Raw genomic sequence first — 23539 nt, 5'->3', positions numbered from 1 at the left:
CTTTTGTGTTCTTATAAAAATAAACTTTCATAGGGGTTAAGGTCAATTTTGCGCTCGTCCATTTTTTTGCGCAAAAATTTATGATCCCGTTTTGGAGTCGCCAAAATATAGCCACGAATAATCAAATCCTCCGTAATCGCCTTCGCATTTTCATTCAAGGCCAGCTCGCCAATCTTCCCAGCAATTTTCTGCTTTGCCACATCGCGAAACAATTCGGGCACAGGACTGACTAAATCATTAAGGAACGCCTTTTGCTCCTCACCCCAAAGCTCGATTGTTTCGTTAATATAATGTAGCTCCCAATCCATATCCGACTTTCCGTCATCTTTCGGAAGCTTCTTAAGAAATTTACGAAACATAAAATAACCGCCAATGGTCATCAATCCAACCATGACCACACACCAAAAGGCGATAAACCACATAAAATAATCCTGGAGCATACCGTTCACCTACAAAAATCAATATTTTTGGCCAAGCAAAAGTGCAATTCTATTATCGAAACACAAAAGTCCCGGATAGAATATGCAAAATTTTCTGCCTGTAATTAATTTCATTATAGTCTGTTTGACGAATAAATGACAAGTAATTGGGAGTGACGACAAAATCCGTCATTCTTTTCATTTTGAAGTTGTAAACAATGAAATATCCTAGTATAATGAAACTTGTCTTCCTATTAAATATGGGGCTGAGTGGGGTACTGGTGTCCTCCGCGGTCTTCAAAACCGTCTGTGTCCTGCGTGCCAGGATAGCTGGGTTCGATTCCCAGGCAGTCCCGCCAAATTGATGTTATTAATACATATTTAACCGCACGGTGGATTTTTACCTGTGCGGTTTTTGCCATTTAATGAAAAATTTGCTATTTGGCTTGTGGAACTTTAATGTGGAACAAGATTTTTCGGGATGTGACTAGGCACCGTTCATAATGCCTTTATATTCAATAGGCAATTTTATTTGACACCTAATGGATAATCAGCGAGATACTAAATTGCTCCATAATATTAAAAAATTGTTGAAATTGTTTCACAATTACAATATATACGTTATGGTAAAATAAAGAAAAAATGTAAGGAATTTAATTATCTTAGGGAGCTGTAGAACCAGAAAAGTAGTCAAATGCTTGAACCAAGTTGATAATGAACGATTACAAGAAATATTGAATCTGATTGCTGGAGGGGAACTATAAAAGAATTAACAAAAGAAGGCGGAAATTACTTTTTTAGAAAATTAGTAATTATCTTTTGACTTACTTTTTGGATAAAAGAATATTAGTATACTCCGACCTCTTCGCGTACCAATAATTATGGATGTGGAGAGGCTTTTCTGGTTTATTTAATTTCTAAAAAATTCATATATCCTTTAGCAATGAAACTAACTAAAAGTAAAACGAACAATTAGATAGAAGAAAAGATTTGATGGTGAAACTCATGGTAAACGATGGGTACCTAATTAATGTTGATTATCCTTTTCATGGAAATGAAATGACCATTGGGCAATACTCCTTTTACGTATATCCAATCCAGACATTCTTATAGAGAAGGCCTCTAATGCGATATCCATGAAAGCGGATACAAAAATAATAGCCTGTGTACAATCGCTTAAATTTTACTTTCGAAATACATGAATGAATTCATATTTTACACATTGGTTAGAGCAACAACAAAATAGATAGAAGAGGAGAATCATTATGAAAGAACTTGTTGGCAAGGTTTGTCCGTATTGCAAAACGGAATTAAAAGATGGTGTGTCAGTAAAATTTTGTCCTGCGTGTGGAACGCCCCATCATGAAGAGTGTTGGGCAGAAAATAAAGGATGTTCTACATTTGGATGCTCGGAACAGCAACATGAATCGCAAGTTTTGAATATTACTGATTCATGTTCCAAATGCGGAACACCTCTTGGAGATGGGCAGGCATTCTGCCCGAAGTGTGGTTCATCAAGAAACATCCGACAATTGAACAAATGCGGCAAATGCGGAGTAGAAATGCAAAGTGGACAAGAATTTTGTACGAATTGCGGACAGAAGGCCGGATTAGCAGTTGATTCTTCGGTTGCAGCAAAAATTGGTCAATTTAATACAGTTGTGGAAAATATGAAAACTCCATCGAAATCGATAATTGCCATTTTAGCGGCTGTTGCTGTACTTGTTATATTAATCTTTACTTTTAAATCAGAAGTTAATTTTAAGAAAGTATATAGTAGCATTGGCGGGGATGAAGACTATTGTACACTTGCTAAGGATGGTAGCTACCTTAAAATAGATACAAATCCTTCAGATATTGAAGATGATTTTTCGGTAATTGCTATGCAGATGATAAAAGATGCTAATAAGGAGTTAGGGTTCTCTGAAAATCTAATTGCAAAAATGGGAGAGACACGCTCCCTTGACGGAAGGCAAAAAGAAGAAAACGATCAAGTTGCTGTGAGTTGGACATATCATCCTGACAATGGTTTGGAAGTCCTGTATGAGAAAAAGAAGTAAGCAATATTTTTAGTGGTGCATTTATATATTGCTAAAAATGTAATAAAAAAACATGTCAATAAGAAATTTGATATGGGAAGAAAACTTCGGTTTCTGCCCAGTATAACAATATCAAAAAGTATTCCAACCTAACCCCAAAGATTTATTTTATGGAATTATGCATGCATATATAGGTATAAGTATAAGTGCTTTAAATATTATCAAAACTCTTACATTTGCCGGTAAATACATCAAATGAAGGTATTAATGTATATTTTTAGGTTGCATTTTTTGTAACAATGCTTACGCTTTTGCTTGTTTAATATATCAGAAAAAACAATAGAAAAGAAGGAGAATAACTAATGGCACAGGTAAATACAGTTATTGTTGATGCAACAGGAAATAAAGAACAAAAAGTGGGTTTGCCGGATGATGTTAAATGCGGCATTATTATGGTCAAATTGGTTGAAAAAATTAAGTTGCCTTCTGTTGGACCTGATGGTAATCCAATCAGTTATAAGTTTATTCATAAGGTGAGCGGCCGCCAATTACTTGAAACACAAACATTTGCTGAAGCAGGTATAAAAGACGGAGATGTTCTTCGTTTGCAACCTGAGATTACGGCAGGACGTTAAACAAATGAGTATTGAAACCATTAACCTATCAAATGAAGATTTTGAGGAAGATAAATATAGCCGCTTAAAATTGATTAGCTGGTGGGAGCAAGAACGACTTGCAAATGCAAAAATAATGGTTGTTGGTGCTGGAGCTATAGGCAATGAACTAATCAAAAACCTTGCATTGCTTGGAATAGGTACAGTTTTTATTGTTGATATGGATACAATTGAGCATACGAATCTCACTCGTTCAGTTCTTTTTAGGTCAAAAGACATAGGTAGAAAAAAGGCGGATATAGCTGCTGAGCGTGCCATGGAAATCAACCCTGATATTAAAGCAATAGCACTGAATGCAAATGTTATTGACGATATTGGTCTTGGTGTTTTTCGGCGTATAGATGTTGTGTTGGGTGGCCTTGACAATCGCGAAGCCCGTCTCTTTATCAATCAATCCTGCTACAAGGTAAATACTACTTGGATAGATGGTGCAATTGAGGCATTAAATGGGTTTGCACGTGTATTTACTCCTTCGAGCGGTGCATGTTATGAATGCACAATGACTGAAACCGACTGGAAATTAATAAATAAAAGAAAATCATGTGCGCTCTTAACTCAGGAACAGATGGCTGAGGGTAAAACCCCAACCACACCTACATCATCTTCGGTTATTGCAGGTATTGAAGTTCAAGAAATGTTAAAAATTTTGCATTCGGACAGAAATTTGCCTACGCTCGCGGGAAAAGGTTACGTTTTTAATGGGCTTACGCACGATTCATATGTAGTGGAATATCAACGCAAAGTGGACTGTTTAAACCACTATATTTATAAGAACATCGAGGAAACTGAATATTCCGTTAGAAATACAACTCTCTCCTCGTTCTTAAGAAAAGTCAAAAATGATTTAGGAGAGCAAGCAATTATCGAATTTGATAGAAATATTGCTATTTCATCAAAATGTGAATGTGGCAATAAAAAGGAGCTATTCTTACCTATTCACAAACTAAAAGGTGAAATGCTTATTTGCAGTAAATGTAGCAAAACAATGCCTTTTGAAAGTATACATAGTGTTAGTGGTGATGAGGATTATCTTGAAAAAACACTATATGAAATTGGAATACCCCTTTTGCATGTAGTATCTGGGCGATCTGGTATGGTTACAAAGCATTATGAATTTTCCGCTGATGAAAATGAAATCTTTATGGGGGTTTCGAATAGGAGGAAATAAAATGACTGCAAGAATGAGAAGATTATCTTCAGATTACGAGGAAATCAAAAAAGAGTTTGCGGGACATTCTTATGTTAAAGTGGCACCCAATAACAATGAATTACCAGATAAATATAACATTACATATTTTGTAAATGGAATTTATTTGTTGCCTGATGGCAAGATTGAAATATTAGGGCGTCACGAGGTCGAGATAACCCTTCATGCAGAATATCCTCGCTTTAAACCTATTTGTAAAATATCAACACCCATTTGGCATCCGAATTTCAAGGATGGGCAAATTTGTATTGGTGATATTTGGGGTGCTGGTGAATCGCTTTCTGATATTATAATCAATATTGGTGATATGATACAGTATAAATCTTGGAATTCATACAGTCCTTTATCTGCCGATGCAGCCCAGTGGGCTATGGAAAACAAACATATATTCCCTGTTGGGACTTTAGAACTTCGCAGAGTAGATTATTCTGCTACTATTAGCGAGGTTGAAATCAATTTATTTGATGAAAAGGGTCAAGTTATTTCTGAGTCAGTTGATGAAGAATTGTCTAAAACAAATGAAGAACTGGCAACAACGATAACAGCAGTTTTCGATGAAGAAAAACCTATTGGAAATGATTTTGATATTATTGCAGATGATCTTGTTGGCATAGAATTTGTTCCAACCGTACAGCGAATGCAATCTTTACAACATGGTGGGGTAGTAAAGGGACGGAAAATCAATTTCAAAACCATTCTCATGAAAGGTTTATTGTGGGGGCTTATTGGCGGTGTTATTGGATGGTTGTTGCAAGAATTAATTAAAATAAATACTGATACGGTTCTCGGTTGGATGGGACACGGTAGTTTGAAAGATTTATATGCGAAAATTCTAGAAGGAAGTTTAATAGAAGATAAAGGAATAGAAATAATAAAGAACGCTGTTAGAATAGAATCAGCCTTTTTCGCTGCTTTTATCGCTGTCGGACTTGGTGCTTTGCTAGGGCTTGGCGAAGGATTATATTATGGATCGAAAGAAAAAGCGTTTAAGTATTTTGGCATTGGTGCAGGAATTTCCATTGTCATTGGGTTTGTAAGCGGTTATATTGCCCAATATATATATTCCACTTTACTATTCGATTCATCGACAGAAATAGGGGCGGCATTTATCCGTGGACTAGGTTGGGGAGTTATGGGACTTGGTGTAGGCTTTGCAATCGGTCTCATAAAACCCGAAAAGAAAAGAATTTTATTTTGTAGCCTTGGTGGTCTTGCTGGGGGCTTTGTAGGTGGATTTATATTTAACTTCATTTTTCAATCTACCAATACTGGTGAAAATGATTCAGGAATGATTCCGAGAGCAATTGGTATTATTATAATGGGGTTATTGATTGGCTTAGGTATTGGTTTACTTGAACAGTTTGCAAAGGCTGCTTGGCTGAAAGTTGTTAGGGGTGAATTTGAAGGTAAAGAATACCTTGTTTTTACCTGGAACAACAAGCATAGGAAATAATGGAAAAAACACTATTGTATTATTTAAAGATAAATTGGTTGGCCCGAATCATTGCGATATTATTTTAGAGGGTAGCAAATATGTTCTTATTGATAAAGGTACACCAATGGGAACGGTTGTTAACGGGCAACGAATTACACGTTATATTTTAAGGCAAGGCGATGCTATAGCAATTGGCAATTCTGTCTTAGTATTTAATACAAAATAATAAGGGTGAGTAATGTGAGAATGCGTAAAATAATAACTTTTATTTTAGTGAACATAATTGCATGGCTCACTTTTTCTTTTTCTGCCTTTGCAATAGATTTTAAAGTAGAAGATAAATATAATGCGGTATTTGTAGTAACTTCAGGGCAAAGTTTGGGTAGTGGGTTTTCTATTGGGAAAAATTGCATTATTAGTAATTCTCACATTATAGTAAATCAAAAAGATATACATATAACTACTTACGACCACAAAAAATATGCAGCAAACGTTTTTTGCATGGACACTTCATTAGATATTGTTGTTTTGCAAGTGAAAGATGTAAAATTCGAACATTTAACCATTGCTGATTACAATAACAGCCCTGTTGGTTCTGATGTTTATACCATCGGAGCACCCAATAGTATGGCTTACACTCTAACTAAAGGTGTTTTATCTGCAAAGGACAGGCAAATTGGAGCAAATAAGTATTTACAGATAGATGCTGCCATCAATCGAGGGAATAGTGGTGGTCCATTGCTTGACGAAAAGGGAAATGTTATTGGAGTGAATACGATGAAGGTTGGGGAGACAGAAGGCATTGGTCTTGCTATTCCTATGACAACCGTTAGCAATTATTTAAAGGAAAATGGAATTAAAGTCAATGCTTTTGGTAATGTTGAGGATGAAATAAGTATAGAAAATCAAAGCGGAAATTCAGACACACCATCTATCAATTCTAATCAAAATAAAATTGTTTCAAATAATTGGACTGGGACTTTTATTGGAATAGGTGTAGCAATGATTCTATTAACGATCATTCTTGCAACTGTAATTCTATATAAAAATAGAACCATAAAACCAAAGCTTAATAAAAATGACAGAACAGAATTTGATATTGATATATTTTAGGAAAGAGAAAAGGGTAACAAATTCAACCCCCTGAATTTACGTTGAATTTAGATAATGATAGGTTATTGTCACAAAATATTGTTTGCATTTTGGAAAACAAAAATATTTATTTTTAACTTTCTTTTAGGTTTGCTTAAAAACAGCACCTTAAAAGCTAACAATTCAAATGAATTTTTTCCAAATGATTCAACATTCAAAAACTGTTCTTCAAAAAAGAGTTTTGATTAGGGGGAATAATTTTGGAATATATAGGTAAAATTTGTCCTTATTGTAAAAGTCAATTTAAGAATTGCGAAGAAATTGTTGTTTGCAATGAGTGTAATATGCCACATCATAAAGAATGCTGGGTTGAAAATCAAGGTTGCACTACTTTTGGTTGTTCTGGAACAATCCAAAATGCCAGTCAATCAATAAACCAAAAGTATGTAAATGCGACCAGACTGCATGGAGCCTCCTTCTGTACCAGATGCAGCTCCCCTGTTTCTCCAGACGTTGCTTTTTGTAGTAATTGTGGAAACCAAATAGCCGCACAATTAAATGCATTTCAACAATATCATTATTCACAACAAAATATAAATGCATATGCCAATTCACTAACTGAAGAAGATATGTATATTAAGCAAAAAATAGAGTATTATAAGCCGAGATTTAATGCCTTAAGGCCATTAAATGAAAAGGTAAGTTGGAATTGGTGTGCATTTCTATTTTCTCCATACTGGTTGATTTACCGTAAAATGTATGGTTGGGGATTAGGGGTTCTTGCAGCACAGTTTTTTATAAATATAATAGGATATCCTTTTTCGATATTATCAATTGGAATTTCAATTTCAATAGGAATTTTAGGCAATTATCTCTATTTAAAAAGGATTGATAACCTTGTGGAAGTAAGTAAAAATCTATCTGAACAATTAAAATCTCAACTTATTAACAAAAACGCTGGAGTGAACTTAACAGCTACAGTATTGACTATTACAGGATATTTCTTGTTAATTCTCTTTTTAGACTTATCACGATAAAGATGAATCTTATAACCACAGGGTTTACTATAGTTGTTACTTTTATACACATTAGACATAAAGTTATTTATATATAAAAATACAAAACTTACAGATGGAAAGTACATCAGCATATATATTGCTATTTGTATGAAGATTGTTTAATAAGGAGTGGGAAAAATGAAAGTGGATTTTGATATTGAAATAGCGGGCGATGCAGTAAAACAAGATAAAAATGTTCAACTTCCACAAAATTTTGTATTAGTTGGAAATGTTGAAAATGATGATGTGAAAATCTATATTAAACAAAATGTATATAAGAAAATCGAGAAATTTGCTAAATCAGACATTAGTAAGGAATTGGGTAGTATTTTAATTGGGCAAAGTTCTGAGGAACTTGGTAAAACTCATGTGATTATTTCAGATTTTATTGAAGCAAAGTTTACAGATGCTTCTGCTTCAACCCTAACATTTACTCACGAAACTTGGGATTATATTTATAGGCAAAAAACTGAATTGTACCCTCAAGGTAAAATATTAGGTTGGCAGCATACTCACCCAAGTTACGGTATATTTCTGTCAAATTATGATTTGTTTATTCAGCAAAACTTTTTTAATTTACCTTTTCAAGTTGCCTATGTTGTCGATCCAGTTACTAATACAAGGGGCTTCTTTGGCTGGAAAAATGATAAAATAGAAAAAATTAATGGCTATTATGTGTATGATGAAGTCGGCAAAACTGTAAGTGTACCGGATAATGAAAAGGCTAACAGCGATAACAAAAATGCAACTTTAAAAAGCAAAATGTACGTAATTCCTATGATTTTACTGTTGTGTGCAACAATTGGGTGGGGGGTATTTTTCTTCTCTATTAGCAATAGATATAATAGCCTTCTGAAAACACAAGAAAAAATAGTTATAGAAATGGACAAGCAGAAAAGAACTTTAGAAAACAAAAATGACATCATAGAAAAACAAGAAAAAAATATTTTTGATATGAATGGCAAACTTGATAAATTAGAGAACGATAAATCTCGGATAGATGAATTTGAAAATGCTGTCATTTTTAATAAGTACATTGTAAAACCAGGCGATTCTTTAATATCAATTTGCAATGAAAATAAAGTTGATTTTGAATCGAAAATTAGAATAATACAAAATATAAATGGAATTAATAACAGCAATATGATTTATGACGGACAAACGATTTTATTGCCTATAAACTAGAATTAGGAAGGGTGTCCACCAGTTGCTTATATGTTTATCCTTCAAATAAATAAATTTACGGTTAAAGATAAACATTTTGGTACCTTGATTGGTGTAAATAACCAAGATATTTTACGTGACGCTGTCTCTGTATCATTTTACTTATAAAAAACTCCGGATATTTATTACGTATCAAATCACTGACTTCCACTTTACTCTTTCCCTCTAAGGATTGAATAATTTCTTTAAGATGAAAATGATTATAAAAGTATCAGTGAATATTGTATACACTGACACTTTCTTAATTTGGCTTGTCAAAAATCATTTTCTTTGTAATCCTAGGGGACTAAAGTTCGGGTTAAAGTTATTGCCGTTCTTTTAACGTTCTCGTATTAAATCAGATTCTTTTGTTATTTCAGGTGCAGGTGGTGCCATGCTTGGTGCCTAAATTTTAAAAATTATTAATCACAATAAAACACTAGAAATCAAGAAACCTTGATATATCAATACTTGAGGGCACATCAAGATACCAGAAAAACAGGTGGTAGCAAACTTCAAAACCGTCTGTGACCTGCGTGCCAGGTTAGCTGGGTTCGATTCCCAGGCAGTCCCGCCAAACCTTACAAATAATTAGATGTTAAGACGCACGGTGAATTTTCCACTCGTGCGTTTTTTGCTTATATTCATACATTAGATGAGGAGAAAAACCTCATGGTAAGTTTGTTAAGAAATATATGGATGTTTAGGTTCCGCAAAATTTTTTGCTCCATTTTTGCCATTATTACACGACTTATCTATCTTGAAAAGAGTGGTGAAGTAAATAGTGTGTGGAAGGGTGATAAGTTGTGTTGTCGTTCCGTATTTAAATAACTTTTTATGGTCTGTAGTAACCGTTTGGTATATACAATAAATTTAATCTTCCGCCACCTCAAGAAAAGGAATCATGGGTAATTAGTAGATTTTGTGGAACATAATATGAATCAAGATCTTTCGACGAATGCTAGGTACCGTTAATTAAAAAAGATAATTAAGAACGTTAAAGGTTAATGATACGTTTTCATGTATATTTCCATGTGGTAGATTTTCTTTTTGCGTCGTTGTGGTTGAAAATACCTACCTCACAGATTTGATGATTAGTCTAACACGATTTATAATAAAACTGGCGACTACGACAAAACTGAACGTGATATCTGATTTATCTGTTTTGGTAACGAAGATAAACGTATATTTGCCGGCTGTATTAAAATGGCGTTGCCTTCATAAACATTTAGATGGTACCTTGGTGAAATATGGAACTTGTTATAGTTGAATGATGAAGGATGTTATACTGTCGAAAGATTTTCGATCGGAGGTTGGTTCAATGGCTCAAATAAAGAACATTGTTGACACCTCAGTTTCCGCTAAAATATCCTTATCCGACATCGCAGCTCGGACAAGGAAAAACGTTGAATTATCGAAAATGGAAGAAACAGAGCAACTTATTCGGATCATCATCGAAAATACAAATCAGTATATAGCAAAATATTATTTTAACACCGATATATTAGAGTTTTATTCTGGTTCCCGGATTTTTTTTACATGTTACAGAAACCATATACGATCGAGAGATTTTTTGTATCTGGACTTATCGCACCTGAGTGTTTGGATGAATTACATGCTCTTTTTGCCAAGTTGAGAGCAGGTGTTCCACATGGCTCTATGCTCATCAAGGCTAAGACTGAGTATGATGAGTGGCAATGGTATCTTTGTAAATACAATACTATTTTTAATAATGGGACTGTGCCGCTTTATTCCATCATTTTTTTCAGAAACATTACTGATATTCGTGAAAAAAATATTGCAACAAAAAGGTTTCGTGATTTTTCATCGGCAGGCACATATTTAATCCTTTTTAATTTAGAGTATAACTTGACGTTGGATATATTCGAAAGGGGCGATGGTGATTTCCCTGTTGGATTGGTTGTGAACCCGGAAGACACTTTCTCAAAAACTGTCCAAATATTTGGAAAGAAGATTTATTATAAGGACAGAAAGGACTTTCTCGAATTGCTCTCCCGGGATCGTCTTCTGGATTCCCATGAAAATGATGTTAATCAGGAATCGGTAGACTGCCGCACATCATTTGATAATAAAATCGTATGGTTACGTTTCATCTGCCATACACGAAAAGAACAATATTCTAATCATGTATACCTTCGGATATCCTGTGTAAATATAGATGAAAAGAAACAAGCTGAGCTAAGGATCATTAGAAATGCTCAGATAGATGAAGTGACCGGTGTCTATAATCGAACAACCTTTAAAGAGAAGGTTCAAGAAAAATGTAAGTCATCAGATGAAAATCTTATAGACGCATTTGCATTGCTAGATGTGGATTACTTGGCCAAGATTAACGATACTTTTGGTTTTACATACGGTGACAAAGTGCTTAGAGATGTTGCCCAAACCATTCGTCTGGTGCTATTCCAAGACGACATAATTGGTCGAGTAGGCGGAGGAAGATTTGCGCTGTATATGAGCGACATTTCAGATTTGGATACAATACAAGGAAAACTCGAGATCATCAATTCGGCTATTTTCCATAAAAGAGAGAATTCAATTAAAATATCGGTTAGTATAGGTGTTGCTCTTTGCCCGCATGATGGGATCGATTTTGATGAGTTGTTTGAAAAAGCTGATATTGCATTGTACCACGCTAAAGAAACAGGACGGAATAAATACGTTTTATTTACAGATCATTTGCCGAAAATTTCCCGCGGTATGCTCTTTCCAATTGACGAAATACCAGCGCAAAATAAAAGAGTTTATATCCGTACTTTTGGTTATTTCGATGTATTTATTGATGGAAAAGCGATTTTGATCCAACATGCCAAGGCCAAGGAGCTTTTAGCTCTGCTGGTTGATCGAAGGGGTGGCTTTGTTACTTCTCGTGATATCATTGCTGGTTTGTGGGAGAATGAAGATGTTAACAAAGTCACAATGGCACGTTGTCGCAAGATATTTATGCTACTGAACGAAACGCTTAAGGCATATGGAATTGAAGACATCTTAGAATCTAATAAAGGATCACGGTGCATCAAGCCGGAAATGGTAAACTGTGACTTGTATAATTATCTTACAGGCTTGAAGGAGTTTTCCCATTTATATAAAGGAGTTTATATGCAAAATTACAGTTGGGGTGAATTTACTATTGCTGACTTGGAAAATCCCACTATATAAAAAAATAAAACATGTTTTCATAATTTATTTAGAAGGTGCTGAGGATTCAGTGCTTTTTTTTGTGTGTTTTGAATTTTTGACATTCGGAACGCAAATGGAACGGATATCAGGCAAAGACGGAACGCCAAATTTGTAAGATAGAGGTTGAAAGTGTCTGTTAAATGGCAATATGGTGATTCCATACATACAGCGTATTAGAGGTGAGGAGGTTATATTATGAATAAAAAATATCGATTCAAGTACCAAACCTCTAGAATAATTAGATCAATGATGGTAGTTATGGCAATTTTATTGTTGTTCGGTTTGGTTCTTCCGTTTCACAGTATAGCAGAAGAAAACAAACCAGATCCCGAGGATGTAATTGCTAATTCGGAAAATGTGGACGTATTAAAAGAGCCCGATGTCCCTGCCGAGAGTCCCAAAGAAGTTGTTCCCCAAACAACGAGTGATCTTATTTCGAAAGATTCCGAAACTTCAGGGGAAACTGCTACATCGGCAGAAAATGTTGGAACAGAGATCACTCCTCAATCGGTTACTCCTGCATTGTCTGCAGAGAATTCAATTGTTGCAAATGCGAGCATCACAATACAAAACTACTTTAATGCAACTGGCCAAAGTACAAACGGTCGTTATAAAGTTAAGGGTGTTTATTTTGAGCCAGACGGCGACGCTCATATTTTGATATATGTAATGAACAATACTAATTATCAGCCGTTTATTGAGACTGTGTTAAACAATACTACCGTTCCGAATGTTTCATGGGAGGAGTTAGGGCAAGACGCTTCCCTTGTTTTGCCTGACGGTTCAACAACAATCTCCCTCGGTAATGCCGTAGATGGTAAAGCATATGGCGGAACGATTGCTCAAATTTTGGATCTGTATGTTGGACAGACGGAACTTAAGCAGGAGAATACTTTAAGTGCCGATAGCAGTGCAAATGGCTTTGATATAGAGGGGATGAAAATAAATATTATTATTGCCTACTCCATTGCCAAGAGTGCTGACAGGCCAAATGCAACCATCGGAGATGAACTAATCTATACCATTACGGTTAAAAACGATAGTCAAATTGCCCTGTCTGGAATAGATGTGACAGATACCATTCCTGCCGGTATTACGATACTCGGAACGTCTTTGGACAAGATAAAATGGACACCAACCTCTGTTACTGAAGGCGGTGTTATCACTTTGGAAGCCGGCTTAAGGTTAAATCTCGGCGCAGCAAAAACCTATTATGTAAAAGCCTATGTTAATGAGAATGTGGTGGATAGCCATACCCTTACTAACAAGGCCATTATTGGTGGGGATTTAATACCAAAAGTCGCTACAGCTGATGTTACGGTTGATACAGAAGCTATTACGGTAAAAAAATTCGTCACCGGCAATTTTGGTGACAGATCTCAAGTATTCTCATTTACCGTAACAGCTGTTAAAGGGGAGCATTTTTCTAAACAATTTACCTTCAATTTATCTCATGACGGGGTCTATACTCTCCCAAATCTTCCGAGGGATGCTATTTTAACGTTGACCGAGGTAGATAGCGGCGATTATAAAGTTTCTGTTGTGGTAGATGATGTTGTTCGGCTACCTAACACTGGTGGTACATATACCATCAATGTAGATGGGATGGGAGTTAAAACCATTACCGTTAACAACGAAAAAAATGTCCCCATTGATACTGGTATTTTCTTAGATACTCAACTCTATGTTTTTATCATCCTAGTTGTCGTTGCTATTGGCTTGGCGTTTATCGTAATTCGTGTCCGTAATATTTACAGCCAAGAGGATAGGTGGCGATCATGAGGGGCATACGCAAAACCAATCGAAAACAGATGCCCCAAAGTGCTAATAACCTAATCGAGGGACCGTTTCACGAAAATGAAGATTTATTCCACCAAGAATTTAACCTTGAACAAAAGAAAATGGCGGAATGGTTAGAGAATATTCGTTTTCGCAAACAATTTTTCGGAGGTGTAAGCGAGCGGGATGTTTGGAAAAAAATTGATGAGTTGAATGCCATGTACCAATCTGCACTGATGGCGGAACGCGTCCAGGTATGACACCCTGCTTGAGCACTACAAAAAAAACTATGAAACAACTGCCGACAACCGGATTCAATAGAAAATTAGGCAGGACAGAGAGAAGGGGTGATGATGAGTAAAGCTCAAAAATCTACTAATATCTCTGAGGTTATAAAACAACGAAAAAGTAGTTTAGCCATAAGAACAGGCTATTGGCAACTTTTTCAGAGGCTCCTTATGCTGGCGGTTATAGTATACCTACTATTCACGCAACTCTTTTTGATTACAAGAGCTAGTGGAAATGGGATGTTTCCTGCAATTAAGGATGGTGATTTAATCATTGGCTTCCGATTGCAGAAAGAATATATCAAAAACGATGTTGTTATCTATGAAGAGAACGGGAACCGAAATATCGGGCGTGTTATTGGACGGGAAGATGATGTCGTCACAATCGATAAAAGCGGAACACTACTTGTCAACGGAACGGTGCAAACAGGCGAAATAATGTTTCCGACAAACGCCAAAGAAGGAATCAAATACCCCTATCGCGTGCCGAAAGATTCTATCTTTGTCCTTGGAGATTATCGAATACAGGCACAGGATAGTCGTGAATTCGGTCCGATCTTGATGAATGCTGTGGAGGGAAAAGTGATTACCATCCTCCGCAGGCGGAGCTTGTAAACCCGTAAGATTTGAGTATGTGTGTAAATAATATGTGGCAATTCTGCAAAAATAGTTAAAATAAAAAACTAGATTAAAAGGGAGGATTTACCATGAAGAAATTATTAGTAATGATTCTGGCATTGACCTTCGTATTGAGTATGAGTTTTGGTAATTTTGCACAGGCCACCGAACCCGCAGACATGACAAGTATTAATATACCAAAGTTTTTTAAGCTTACAAATGATGATACCATAAGTCCCGTAGAAACCTTCAACTTCAACATTGAAAAGTTTGATGTGACTGATTCTCAGTATACTTTTGCGAATATGCCAATGTTTAGCCAGACGACATTTTCAATTCCATTCATAGAGCACGAAGCTGATTTTGACGGTGATACGAACAATTTCACTCTAAACTTACCTACTTATGAGCATGTGGGTATCTTCACATACAAGATCACCGAAACTGCAGGTACTACTGCCGGTGTTACTTACGATGGAAATCCTTTGTACTTGACAGTAACTGTTATTAATGGAAGTAATGGGCTAATTCGTCAAGTGACAAGTCTGTATTATTTAGATAATAACATTAAGCTAAAGGCACAAAATTTTAAAAATACATTCTCTGCCAGGGAGCTTGCAATAACTAAAGAAGTTACAGGAAACTTAGGTCAAAAGGACCGAGCCTTTGAAGTGACTATAACTCTGACTGCTCCAACAGGAAAAGATATTAGTAAAGTCCCTGTTACTTATTCTGGTGGAGAGTATACGACACCACAAACTGTTACTTTTACAAATGGTGAAGCTGTAGTGAAATTCAATATTAAGCACGGTGATACCATTACATTCAACAATCTTCCTTATGGAGTAAAATACGATGTGGTGGAAACTGCACCAGGTGATGGCTACGATCCTGCTGGATATGCATTCTCCGATAACCTTAATAAGATTGATAGTGTCCAAGATACCGTTAAAATTACGAATAATAAAACGAAACAAGTTGAAACTGGTATAAATCTTGACAGCCTTCCTTACATTATTATTCTAGTTGCTGCCGGAGGCGGTCTAGTCTTGTTCATGAGAAGACGCATTTCTGATCGTCATTAATAGATTCATGGAAAAGAAAGAGGGCATATTTTTCTCTGGAAGGGGACGGATGGTGCATGCTGTGCCATCCGGTACCCAATTATGCAGTTCATGATTGGGGTGTTTTTTCATGAAGCTCTCCAAATTTATCCTGAAGGGGGCAAATGCCCTAATCAGCCTTGTTATAGTTCTAGCATTATGTCTTGCGGGTGCGTATGCTGCCTATGCCTTATGGGATAACAGCCTTATCTATGCCGCAGTCGATAATGTTCAAGATGAAATGATCAAGCTAAAGCCACAAATAGTTGAGGATCAGAAACCTTCCTTTGATGAATTACAGGCGATTAATCCTGATGTCCGCGCCTGGGTTACATTGGATAACACAAATATTGATTACCCGGTCTTGCAAGGGAAAACAAACCTATCTTACATCAATACCGATGTATATGGTAATTTTGCATTTGCTGGCAGTATTTTTCTTGACTCACGCAATGATTCAAATTTTAACGATGCGTATTCTTTGCTGTATGGTCACCATATGGAAAAAGGTAAAATGTTCGGAGATCTTGATTTGTATAAGAAGGAGACTTTTTTAGGGAAAATCAAACTGGAATGTTGATTTTACCTGGATAGAGTCTATAAATTAGAAATCTACGCTTGCTTACTTGTTCCTTCTTCAGATGAATCGATCTTTGAGCCGGAACGGTGGCAGAGTGATATAGAGGGATTGCTTCAATTTGCAGACAAAAGTGCATTATACAAGAATAATACTGCGATTGAATCTAACTTGAAATCAATGGATGCAGACCCACAGATTTTGGCGTTTACCACTTGCTCGTCAGAATTTACGGATGCAAGGACGGTTATTTTGGCAGTTATGAAACCCTGGTCAAAATCGGAATAGGAGACTAATGCTATGAGAACAAACCCGACAAAGTTTATGATGGTGTTACTCATACTTTCTATGTGTCTGACCGTACTTGCACCAATGGCACTGGCAGCAGAGGTGCGAAGTGGTGAAATACCGGTCACAGTTTCGCTGAGTGGTTCACCCCCAACCGTCGCTGAGGATTTCAAAATTATTCTGAAAGCTGATCATAGGGATTTTCCTATGCCGGAAGGTAGCGCAAACGGAGTTTTCAGTATGAATATTAAGGGAGCCAATACAGCTAAATTGCCCCAAATTAACTTTTCATCTCTCGGTATCTACAACTACACGATTTTTCAGGAAACAGGTACCCATGAACGGGGTACATATGATAATAGAGTATACAATCTTATTGTTTATGTAACCAATGCAGAAAATGGCAGCGGTTTGGAAACTACGGTTATTCTGTACAAGCCTGGTGAAACGAAGAAGCTTGATGAAGTTATTTTCCATAATCATTATGATCCGGAACCCCTACTAAACTAGCAACTTATCCGCCGAAAACAGGTGATGAAACGGTGATTTGGCCGTATGTAGGGTTGTTTATTTGTGGGGCAGGGATTCTGCTCATTCTTGGTTTAACGTTAAAAAATAATAAATCAGAAGTATAATGGAATAACTACACCCTATCTGTGCTAGCGGGCTACGCATGGACGGGGTTGTTTTATTGTTTTTGAAAATCGACGAGAAATAGCATCTCAGATATTGCAGCTGTATCCTTCAACGAGAAGCATTTGGACGATGCACTGTACTGAATTTATCTATCCCAACTTAACGAGCAATAAGACCCCACCTCATGTTTGTGCGTACACAAAGGAGGTTATCGATATTATGAGAAAAACAATTAGATTTATCATTGTCCTTCTTGCCGTTGGGATGATGGGGTATTCAGCAAATAAATTAGTAGGTGTTTATAGGGAGTACGCTGCCAGGAGTAAACTATATGATGATTATGCCAACCAATTTGTAAATATGGATGTTAAAGAGCAAACAGCATCATTATCAGTTGATGTTGAAGATGAAAAAGCGCCTTTATCTATTGATTTCGACTCTCTCTTAAAAGAAAACGAAGATATTGTCTGCTGGATATATAGTGAAGATTCTCCTATCAACTACCCTGTTGTTCAAAGCGCTGATAATAGTTATTATCTTCGCAGGTTGTTGGATGGTTCATATAATGTCGCGGGAACCATCTTTATGGATCATCGGAACTCTCCTGACTTTACCGATCTAAATACGATTATTTATGGTCACAATATGAAGAATGATACAATGTTTGGAACATTGAAGAAATATAAGAATCAAGAATATTATGATAAGCATCCTGTGGTATATTTGATTACTCCTCGGCAAGCTTACAAAGTGGAGTTGATTGCGGGATATGTAATAGATGACGCATCGAACATTTACAACATTCCTCAAACAAAAGAAGAACAAAAAGCACAATTTGTTAAAATAAAAGAACAATCAACATTTGCTGCCAATACGTCATTTCAGGAAGGTGATAGGCTGGTCACATTGTCAACTTGTTCCTCTGAATTCGATTCAGCAAGATTTGTTTTGGTTGGTAAAATTATTAGTTTTTGACGATATGAACAGCCTCCATACTATCAGCGTATTAAAATTGTCGTTGAAAGCAAATCTTTACATTATAGAGAATGGTGAAAAAACCTCATGGCTGGTATTGGTGCAACATTGGGCATTGGTGCAACATTTTGCCCCATAATACCAAATATGATGGGCTAACACTCATTGTTCAGAATTACTCTGCATAATACTCCACCAACGTCTCCACCAGCGCATCAACATCCCCAACCCTATTCAAGTAGGAGAAACTTACCCTTAGAGAGCTATCGGCGAGCTCACGGCTTAATCCAATTGATTCTAACATTGCAGGTCCGCGTGAACGATTGCCTTTACAGGCCGCAGCGCTTGAAATAAAGATGTCTTTCGAACTAAGGTATTTGACGACTTCCTGATTTTCCAATCCCGGCAATGAAAAATGAACAATATGCGGTGCACCTTTCTTGCTAGAATTAATCACTGCAGATGGAATCCGCGTTATCAACTGCTGAATACAATAATCTCGAAGCCTCGTCATATGGGCAATATTTTCAGCACGATTGGCGTGGGTTAGTCGAGCAGCCTCGGCAAATCCAGCAATGAGAGGTGTACTCTCCGTGCCGGATCGCAATCCATTTTCCTGACCACCGCCAAGATGAAGCGAGAACATGTTGACGCCCTCTCGTACATAAAGGGCACCAATACCCTTTGGACCGTGGATTTTATGAGCACTAATGCTGATTAAATCCGCACCGAGACTGGCTGCTGTGAAATCTATTTTTCCGTATCCTTGCACCGCATCACAATGGAGCAATGCTGGAGATTTTTTTTGTTCGATGATTTTCTTTATTTTTTCAATAGGAAAAATACTGCCGATTTCGTTATTGACGAGCATTGCACTGACAAGCACCGTGCGGTTATCAATCGCAGCCTCAAGCTCATCCATATCTAGTTCACCATGAGGGGCAGAAATATAGGTAACATCCCAGCCTTGTCGCTTTAAATCCCGAATGGATTTGATCACTGCCGAATGTTCGGCAACGGTGGTGACGATTTTGTTTCCATGCTTAGAATTGGCAAGACAGGCACCCTTGATCGCTAAATTGTCCGATTCTGTCCCACCTGAAGTGAAGTAGATTTCATTAGAATGAACGGCAAGTGTGTCAGCAATCGTTTGCCGTGCCTGCTCGATTACGAGCCGACTCTCTTGACCGAGACGGTGAATCGATGATGGGTTCCCGTAAACTTCAGTCAGCATTCTGATCACTTGAATGGTCACTTCTGGATATGGTTTCGTTGTGGCGCTATTGTCCAAATATATTTCAGCCATCGTGGATCCTCTTCCTTTTTTGCAGATAGTTCCTTCAGTTTGCATAGATTCTTCATTATCTTAGCAGTGGATAAGGGAGTTATTTCGTTATAGAAAAGTGTAAGTCATCTATATGGTGCAAATACTGTGGGTTATTTTTATTGAAATTTTGCTGAAATAGATTTAAACGGGCCGAAGCCAGAAACCTTTATTGTAAGCTTTTCTTTTTGACTAATATTTTTATGTATAAAAATCGAAATGCCTTCCGCGTTAAATTGCTTAAAATGGTTGATTGTTTTTGGCTTTCCGGGTATAGCCAAGAGTTCTTGAATTCCTGGAGCACAACATGATTTAACTACCAATGTTTTAACCGTTAAGTTTGCACCTTTTGCTTCAATCCAAGATTTAGCTTCAGGATCCAATTGTATGTACATGATTAACCGTCCTTTTAAAGTGTTACTAGTATTTTATAATATTAGCAATAAATAGTCACTGAGCCTTAACTTTATGTAATAAGCCTGTAAGCAAAAATTTTTATTGCCCGAGAAGAATGAAGTCGTGGGATCCTTGGTAGGAGTGTTTCTATAGGGTTTCAATGGATTAGTACAAATAAAAGGCACACTATGAATAATCTTAGTTCCCAAAATGTTGAACCTTACCTTGTATTATAAAAAATCCTGTACAAGCATATACTGTACAGGTTTTTTAGTATGTGGGATGAGGTTAATCTTTATAATAGGTATAACCACATGCACCAACAATGATTAATAAGATAAACAACACTACAATTAAGACAAAGTCATTGCAACGATTTGGAGGACAACAATAAGCATAAGCAGCAGTTGGATAGCAATAATCAGAAACGGGTGCTGTATAGGTAGGCATAGGAGCAACGTTAGGCATCGGTGCTACATTTGGCATAGGAGCAACATTGGGCATTGGAGAAACATTTGGCCCCATAGTCAGAGGTGCGTTTACATTCGAATACATTTTCATATTCCCCTTCGTGTTAGTATGTCTATCACTATAGAATACTCTTAAAGGGGAAAATGGAGCCGGTCTAATATAAAATGGGTTAATGTCATAAGTATGCTTAAATATAGGACATGATCTTTTAAATAAATAAGGAATCTAGCCAATTGAACTATACCCTGGATAACGGACACTGATAAAAAAGTGCCCCTATCCGGGGTTTTTTGTGTTTCAATAGATTTAATGAATATGGGCGGAGGATTATCATGAGTAAGAATATTTATAATGAATTCCAAATTAAAGAGCTTGAGAAGAATCCTAATGTTGTGAGCGTTTCTGAAAGGTCAATCTCGTATAGTCCAGGAATTTAAGGTAAAAGCAGTTACGGATTACAAAAGTGGAAAAACACCATCACAAATCTTTATTGAACATGGCTTTGACCTCAACATGATCGGTAAAGATCAACCTAAACGTTGTCTTAGGCGTTGGAGGGATTCGTATAAAAGGTTTGGAGAGGATGGTTTCCTTACAGAACGCAGAGGCAAAGGGAGTACAGGACGCCCTTCTTCAAAGCATCTTTCCGTGGAAGAGAAATTACGAAAAGCTGAGGCAAGAATTAAATTCCTTGAGGCAGAGAATGACTTCCTAAAAAAGCTGGAAGAGTTAGAAAGGCAGGCGCTGAAGAAGAAACGATTTTAACGGCAGCTGAAAAGTTTTCTCTAATCGAGAAAACGTTAAGAATACATCAGTTAAAGAAAGCTGTTTCCTTCCTGTGTAAACTGGCAGGTGTAAGCCGTAGTGGCTACTATGATTGGTTGAAGGCTGCACCTTTACGTGCACAACGTGACGAGCAGGATGAATTGGATATAGAGTTAATCCAAGAAATTTTCATTAGCAAAAAGGAAAAAGTAGGTGCCCTCCAGATTAAAATGATTATGGAGAATGATTATACAGCCATAATGAATCACAAAAAAATTAGGCGTCTAATGGCAAAATATAATCTTGTAACCAAAGTAAGGAAGGCCAATCCCTATCGTAAGATGGCCAAGGCAACCCAGGAACATCGAACCTGCCCTAACCTTCTTAACCGAGAATTCAATCAGGAAGAACCAGGGAAAGTCCTGCTTACTGACATTACTTATCTCTATTTTGGAAAGGGTCAAAAAGCATATTTATCTTGCGTAAAGGATGGAGCTACAAGGGAAATTATTGCGTACCACTTGTCCACATCTTTAGAGATGGATATCGTCTATAAGACGTTAAAAAAGTTAAAAGTAGCTGTCAGCAATCATTTTCACCCAGAAGCCATGTTACATTCTGACCAAGGTGTCCACTATACGCATCCTCTATTCCAAAGCAAAGTGAAAAAGCTTGGCATAACTCAATCAATGTCCCGAAAGGGAAACTGTTGGGATAACGCACCAATGGAAAGCTTCTTTGGACATTTTAAGGATTTAGCAGAGTATAAATCCTTAGATAATTTAAAAGAGGTTAAGAGAGAAGTAGATCGAGTAATCGAAGAATATAACCATCACCGTTATCAATGGGGCTTAAATAAAATGACCCTGGTACAATACCGGGGCCACTTATTAGCTGCATAGGCGCTTTTTTAAACTGTCCGTAAACGGGGGCACAGTTCAAATTGTACCAATGGATTTTTTCTTATGAATTATTTTCAAATTCATTCAGATAAATAAAGATAATGTGCATATGAAATGGAGCTTTTATTATGGTGCACAAAAGGGTGTTGCATTTTATTTGCTCGATGATCTCTTGCTAGACTTGCCAATCTGACTAAATGGGTAAAAGAAGGCCTTGTTACTAAGTTTGTTAAATAAGCTGATTGATTCCCTCCAGGTTTTCTCTGTGTATTTAGAAGTTGAATCATTTGGTCGGCCGTTCTGATTGAAAAACCATGTCCAAAATATTTTCCATCATTAAGAAGAACAGCACTAAGTCCATTAAACCATGGTGCTCTTGGGTTATAGTCAGGATTATTAAAGTAAACAACATCACCAGGTATAAAATAACTTGAATAAAAGGTATAGATTCGTAAATCAGAATCAGTATGCCAGCTATATAGATAAAGATTTTGAAACAGCGAATTAAATAATTGGGTGCCAATACTATGTAGAACAGCATGGTAAAAGTTGATGATCGTAGCGGTTGCACATTCAAATGCATAAAGTGGTCCGTTTCTGTATATGTCTAAGATTGCATCAGAAGGTTTTACACCTGGTTTTAACAGGAATCCTCCAGCTGTTGTAAGTTGCCAGTAGTTTGGGTTGCAACGTGCATTTGTAAAACTTCTAAATATAGCTTTACTTTGATTCATCGCCTTTGCACTGTTTATGATGTTTTTCCGTAAGTTTAGCTCAACCAATAATTCACCGAAAGAATGATAAGAAAAATAAACAGGTGCTTCCTGCATCATGCGAATGATCGTTTTTTCAATACTCCCAAGCTGCCACTTCTCATCTAGATGAAATGGAACCCCCGCAATTTGTATCATACAATCCTCCATCCCAACCTAATTTTTCCTCTGTATTCATTCCCATTGTATTTGTTTTTTGACTATCATTATTTTTTAAAAAAAGTAATGATATCAATAGCTATGGACCTAGGCTTCATCATTGACTTCTCAATTAATACTATGCGAATGGAGTATGATTATTAATATTTCATATTGTT

At 36.6% G+C, this 23539-nt stretch carries 21 protein-coding genes, 1 tRNA gene and 1 pseudogene; 18 read left to right on the top strand and 5 right to left on the bottom strand.

The window, feature by feature from the left end:
* Nucleotides 1-11: 11 nt before the first annotated feature.
* Nucleotides 12-440: a DUF2621 domain-containing protein gene (locus tag RGF10_RS17545; RefSeq protein ID WP_318504164.1), complete on the bottom strand. Its 429-nt coding sequence runs from the start codon at nucleotides 438-440 to the stop codon at nucleotides 12-14.
* 241 nt (nucleotides 441-681) lie between these two features.
* On the opposite strand from RGF10_RS17545, the gene RGF10_RS17540 reads away from it, so the two are divergent.
* The 17 genes from RGF10_RS17540 (at nucleotide 682) to srtB (ending at nucleotide 18591) form a co-directional block, all read left to right on the top strand.
* Nucleotides 682-778 (top strand) — tRNA-Sec (locus RGF10_RS17540).
* A 906-nt stretch (nucleotides 779-1684) separates the two neighbouring features.
* Complete coding sequence (locus RGF10_RS17535; RefSeq protein ID WP_318504161.1) at nucleotides 1685-2479, top strand: zinc-ribbon domain-containing protein; 795 nt, start codon at nucleotides 1685-1687, stop codon at nucleotides 2477-2479.
* A 341-nt stretch (nucleotides 2480-2820) separates the two neighbouring features.
* Nucleotides 2821-3093, top strand: coding sequence for an EsaB/YukD family protein (locus RGF10_RS17530; protein ID WP_318504160.1), 273 nt, complete (start codon nucleotides 2821-2823; stop codon nucleotides 3091-3093).
* A 4-nt stretch (nucleotides 3094-3097) separates the two neighbouring features.
* Entirely contained in the window at nucleotides 3098-4300 is a 1203-nt protein-coding gene (locus tag RGF10_RS17525; RefSeq protein WP_318504157.1) for a HesA/MoeB/ThiF family protein, read from the top strand.
* A 1-nt stretch (nucleotide 4301) separates the two neighbouring features.
* Nucleotides 4302-5792 (top strand): ubiquitin-conjugating enzyme E2, encoded by a 1491-nt coding sequence (locus RGF10_RS17520; protein ID WP_318504155.1) that lies wholly within the window; start codon nucleotides 4302-4304, stop codon nucleotides 5790-5792.
* Nucleotides 5758-6000 carry an FHA domain-containing protein gene (locus tag RGF10_RS17515; RefSeq protein WP_318504153.1) on the top strand — a complete coding sequence of 81 codons (243 nt, stop codon included), beginning with the start codon at nucleotides 5758-5760 and terminating at the stop codon, nucleotides 5998-6000. Before RGF10_RS17520 ends, RGF10_RS17515 begins: the two co-directional genes overlap by 35 nt.
* A 20-nt stretch (nucleotides 6001-6020) precedes the next feature.
* Nucleotides 6021-6887, top strand: coding sequence for a S1C family serine protease (locus tag RGF10_RS17510; protein WP_318509558.1), 867 nt, complete (start codon nucleotides 6021-6023; stop codon nucleotides 6885-6887).
* Nucleotides 6888-7126: 239 nt separating this feature from the next.
* On the top strand, nucleotides 7127-7903 hold the full coding sequence (locus tag RGF10_RS17505; RefSeq protein WP_318504151.1) for an RING finger protein: 777 nt from the start codon (nucleotides 7127-7129) through the stop codon (nucleotides 7901-7903).
* 159 nt (nucleotides 7904-8062) lie between these two features.
* Entirely contained in the window at nucleotides 8063-9109 is a 1047-nt protein-coding gene (locus RGF10_RS17500) for a LysM peptidoglycan-binding domain-containing protein (RefSeq protein ID WP_318504149.1), read from the top strand.
* Nucleotides 9110-10666: 1557 nt separating this feature from the next.
* Entirely contained in the window at nucleotides 10667-12307 is a 1641-nt protein-coding gene (locus RGF10_RS17495) for a diguanylate cyclase (RefSeq protein WP_318504141.1), read from the top strand.
* Between the two features lie 279 nt (nucleotides 12308-12586).
* Nucleotides 12587-14110: a hypothetical protein gene (locus RGF10_RS17490; RefSeq protein WP_318504139.1), complete on the top strand. Its 1524-nt coding sequence runs from the start codon at nucleotides 12587-12589 to the stop codon at nucleotides 14108-14110.
* The gene (locus RGF10_RS17485; RefSeq protein ID WP_318504137.1) at nucleotides 14107-14367 is read left to right on the top strand and encodes a hypothetical protein; all 261 of its coding nucleotides are present in this window, start codon (nucleotides 14107-14109) and stop codon (nucleotides 14365-14367) included. The genes RGF10_RS17490 and RGF10_RS17485 overlap by 4 nt, the downstream gene beginning before the upstream one ends.
* 90 nt (nucleotides 14368-14457) lie before the next feature.
* Nucleotides 14458-15009: a signal peptidase I gene (gene lepB / locus RGF10_RS17480; RefSeq protein WP_318504136.1), complete on the top strand. Its 552-nt coding sequence runs from the start codon at nucleotides 14458-14460 to the stop codon at nucleotides 15007-15009.
* A 92-nt stretch (nucleotides 15010-15101) separates the two neighbouring features.
* Nucleotides 15102-16097 (top strand): DUF7601 domain-containing protein, encoded by a 996-nt coding sequence (locus RGF10_RS17475; RefSeq protein ID WP_318504134.1) that lies wholly within the window; start codon nucleotides 15102-15104, stop codon nucleotides 16095-16097.
* 109 nt (nucleotides 16098-16206) lie between these two features.
* Nucleotides 16207-16695, top strand: coding sequence for a sortase (locus RGF10_RS17470; RefSeq protein ID WP_318504132.1), 489 nt, complete (start codon nucleotides 16207-16209; stop codon nucleotides 16693-16695).
* A 297-nt stretch (nucleotides 16696-16992) separates the two neighbouring features.
* A complete protein-coding gene (locus RGF10_RS17465) occupies nucleotides 16993-17490 on the top strand; it encodes a Spy0128 family protein (protein WP_318504130.1) in 498 nt (165 codons plus the stop codon).
* 345 nt (nucleotides 17491-17835) lie between these two features.
* A complete protein-coding gene (srtB, locus tag RGF10_RS17460) occupies nucleotides 17836-18591 on the top strand; it encodes a class B sortase (protein ID WP_318504128.1) in 756 nt (251 codons plus the stop codon).
* A 175-nt stretch (nucleotides 18592-18766) separates the two neighbouring features.
* Here the strand turns inward: srtB and RGF10_RS17455 are convergent, their stop codons facing one another.
* The 3 genes from RGF10_RS17455 to RGF10_RS17445 form a co-directional block, all read right to left on the bottom strand.
* Nucleotides 18767-19897 carry a cysteine desulfurase family protein gene (locus tag RGF10_RS17455; RefSeq protein WP_318504126.1) on the bottom strand — a complete coding sequence of 377 codons (1131 nt, stop codon included), beginning with the start codon at nucleotides 19895-19897 and terminating at the stop codon, nucleotides 18767-18769.
* 137 nt (nucleotides 19898-20034) lie between these two features.
* Complete coding sequence (locus tag RGF10_RS17450) at nucleotides 20035-20310, bottom strand: CC/Se motif family (seleno)protein (protein ID WP_318504124.1); 276 nt, start codon at nucleotides 20308-20310, stop codon at nucleotides 20035-20037.
* Nucleotides 20311-20599: 289 nt separating this feature from the next.
* Nucleotides 20600-20866 (bottom strand): YjcZ family sporulation protein, encoded by a 267-nt coding sequence (locus tag RGF10_RS17445; RefSeq protein ID WP_318504122.1) that lies wholly within the window; start codon nucleotides 20864-20866, stop codon nucleotides 20600-20602.
* A gap of 248 nt (nucleotides 20867-21114) precedes the next feature.
* On the opposite strand from RGF10_RS17445, the pseudogene RGF10_RS17440 reads away from it, so the two are divergent.
* Nucleotides 21115-22449, top strand: a pseudogene (locus tag RGF10_RS17440) (IS3 family transposase).
* A gap of 80 nt (nucleotides 22450-22529) precedes the next feature.
* On the opposite strand, the gene RGF10_RS17435 reads toward RGF10_RS17440, so the two are convergent.
* Nucleotides 22530-23360 carry a protein-glutamine gamma-glutamyltransferase gene (locus RGF10_RS17435; protein WP_318504120.1) on the bottom strand — a complete coding sequence of 277 codons (831 nt, stop codon included), beginning with the start codon at nucleotides 23358-23360 and terminating at the stop codon, nucleotides 22530-22532.
* Nucleotides 23361-23539: the final 179 nt, after the last annotated feature.

The sequence above is a fragment of the Bacillus sp. T3 genome (assembly GCF_033449965.1).
Classification (GTDB): Bacteria; Bacillota; Bacilli; order Bacillales; family Cytobacillaceae; genus Bacillus_BU.
The sequence above is the reverse complement of the archived record's forward strand: the minus strand, read 5'-3'. Positions and strand labels throughout refer to the sequence as shown.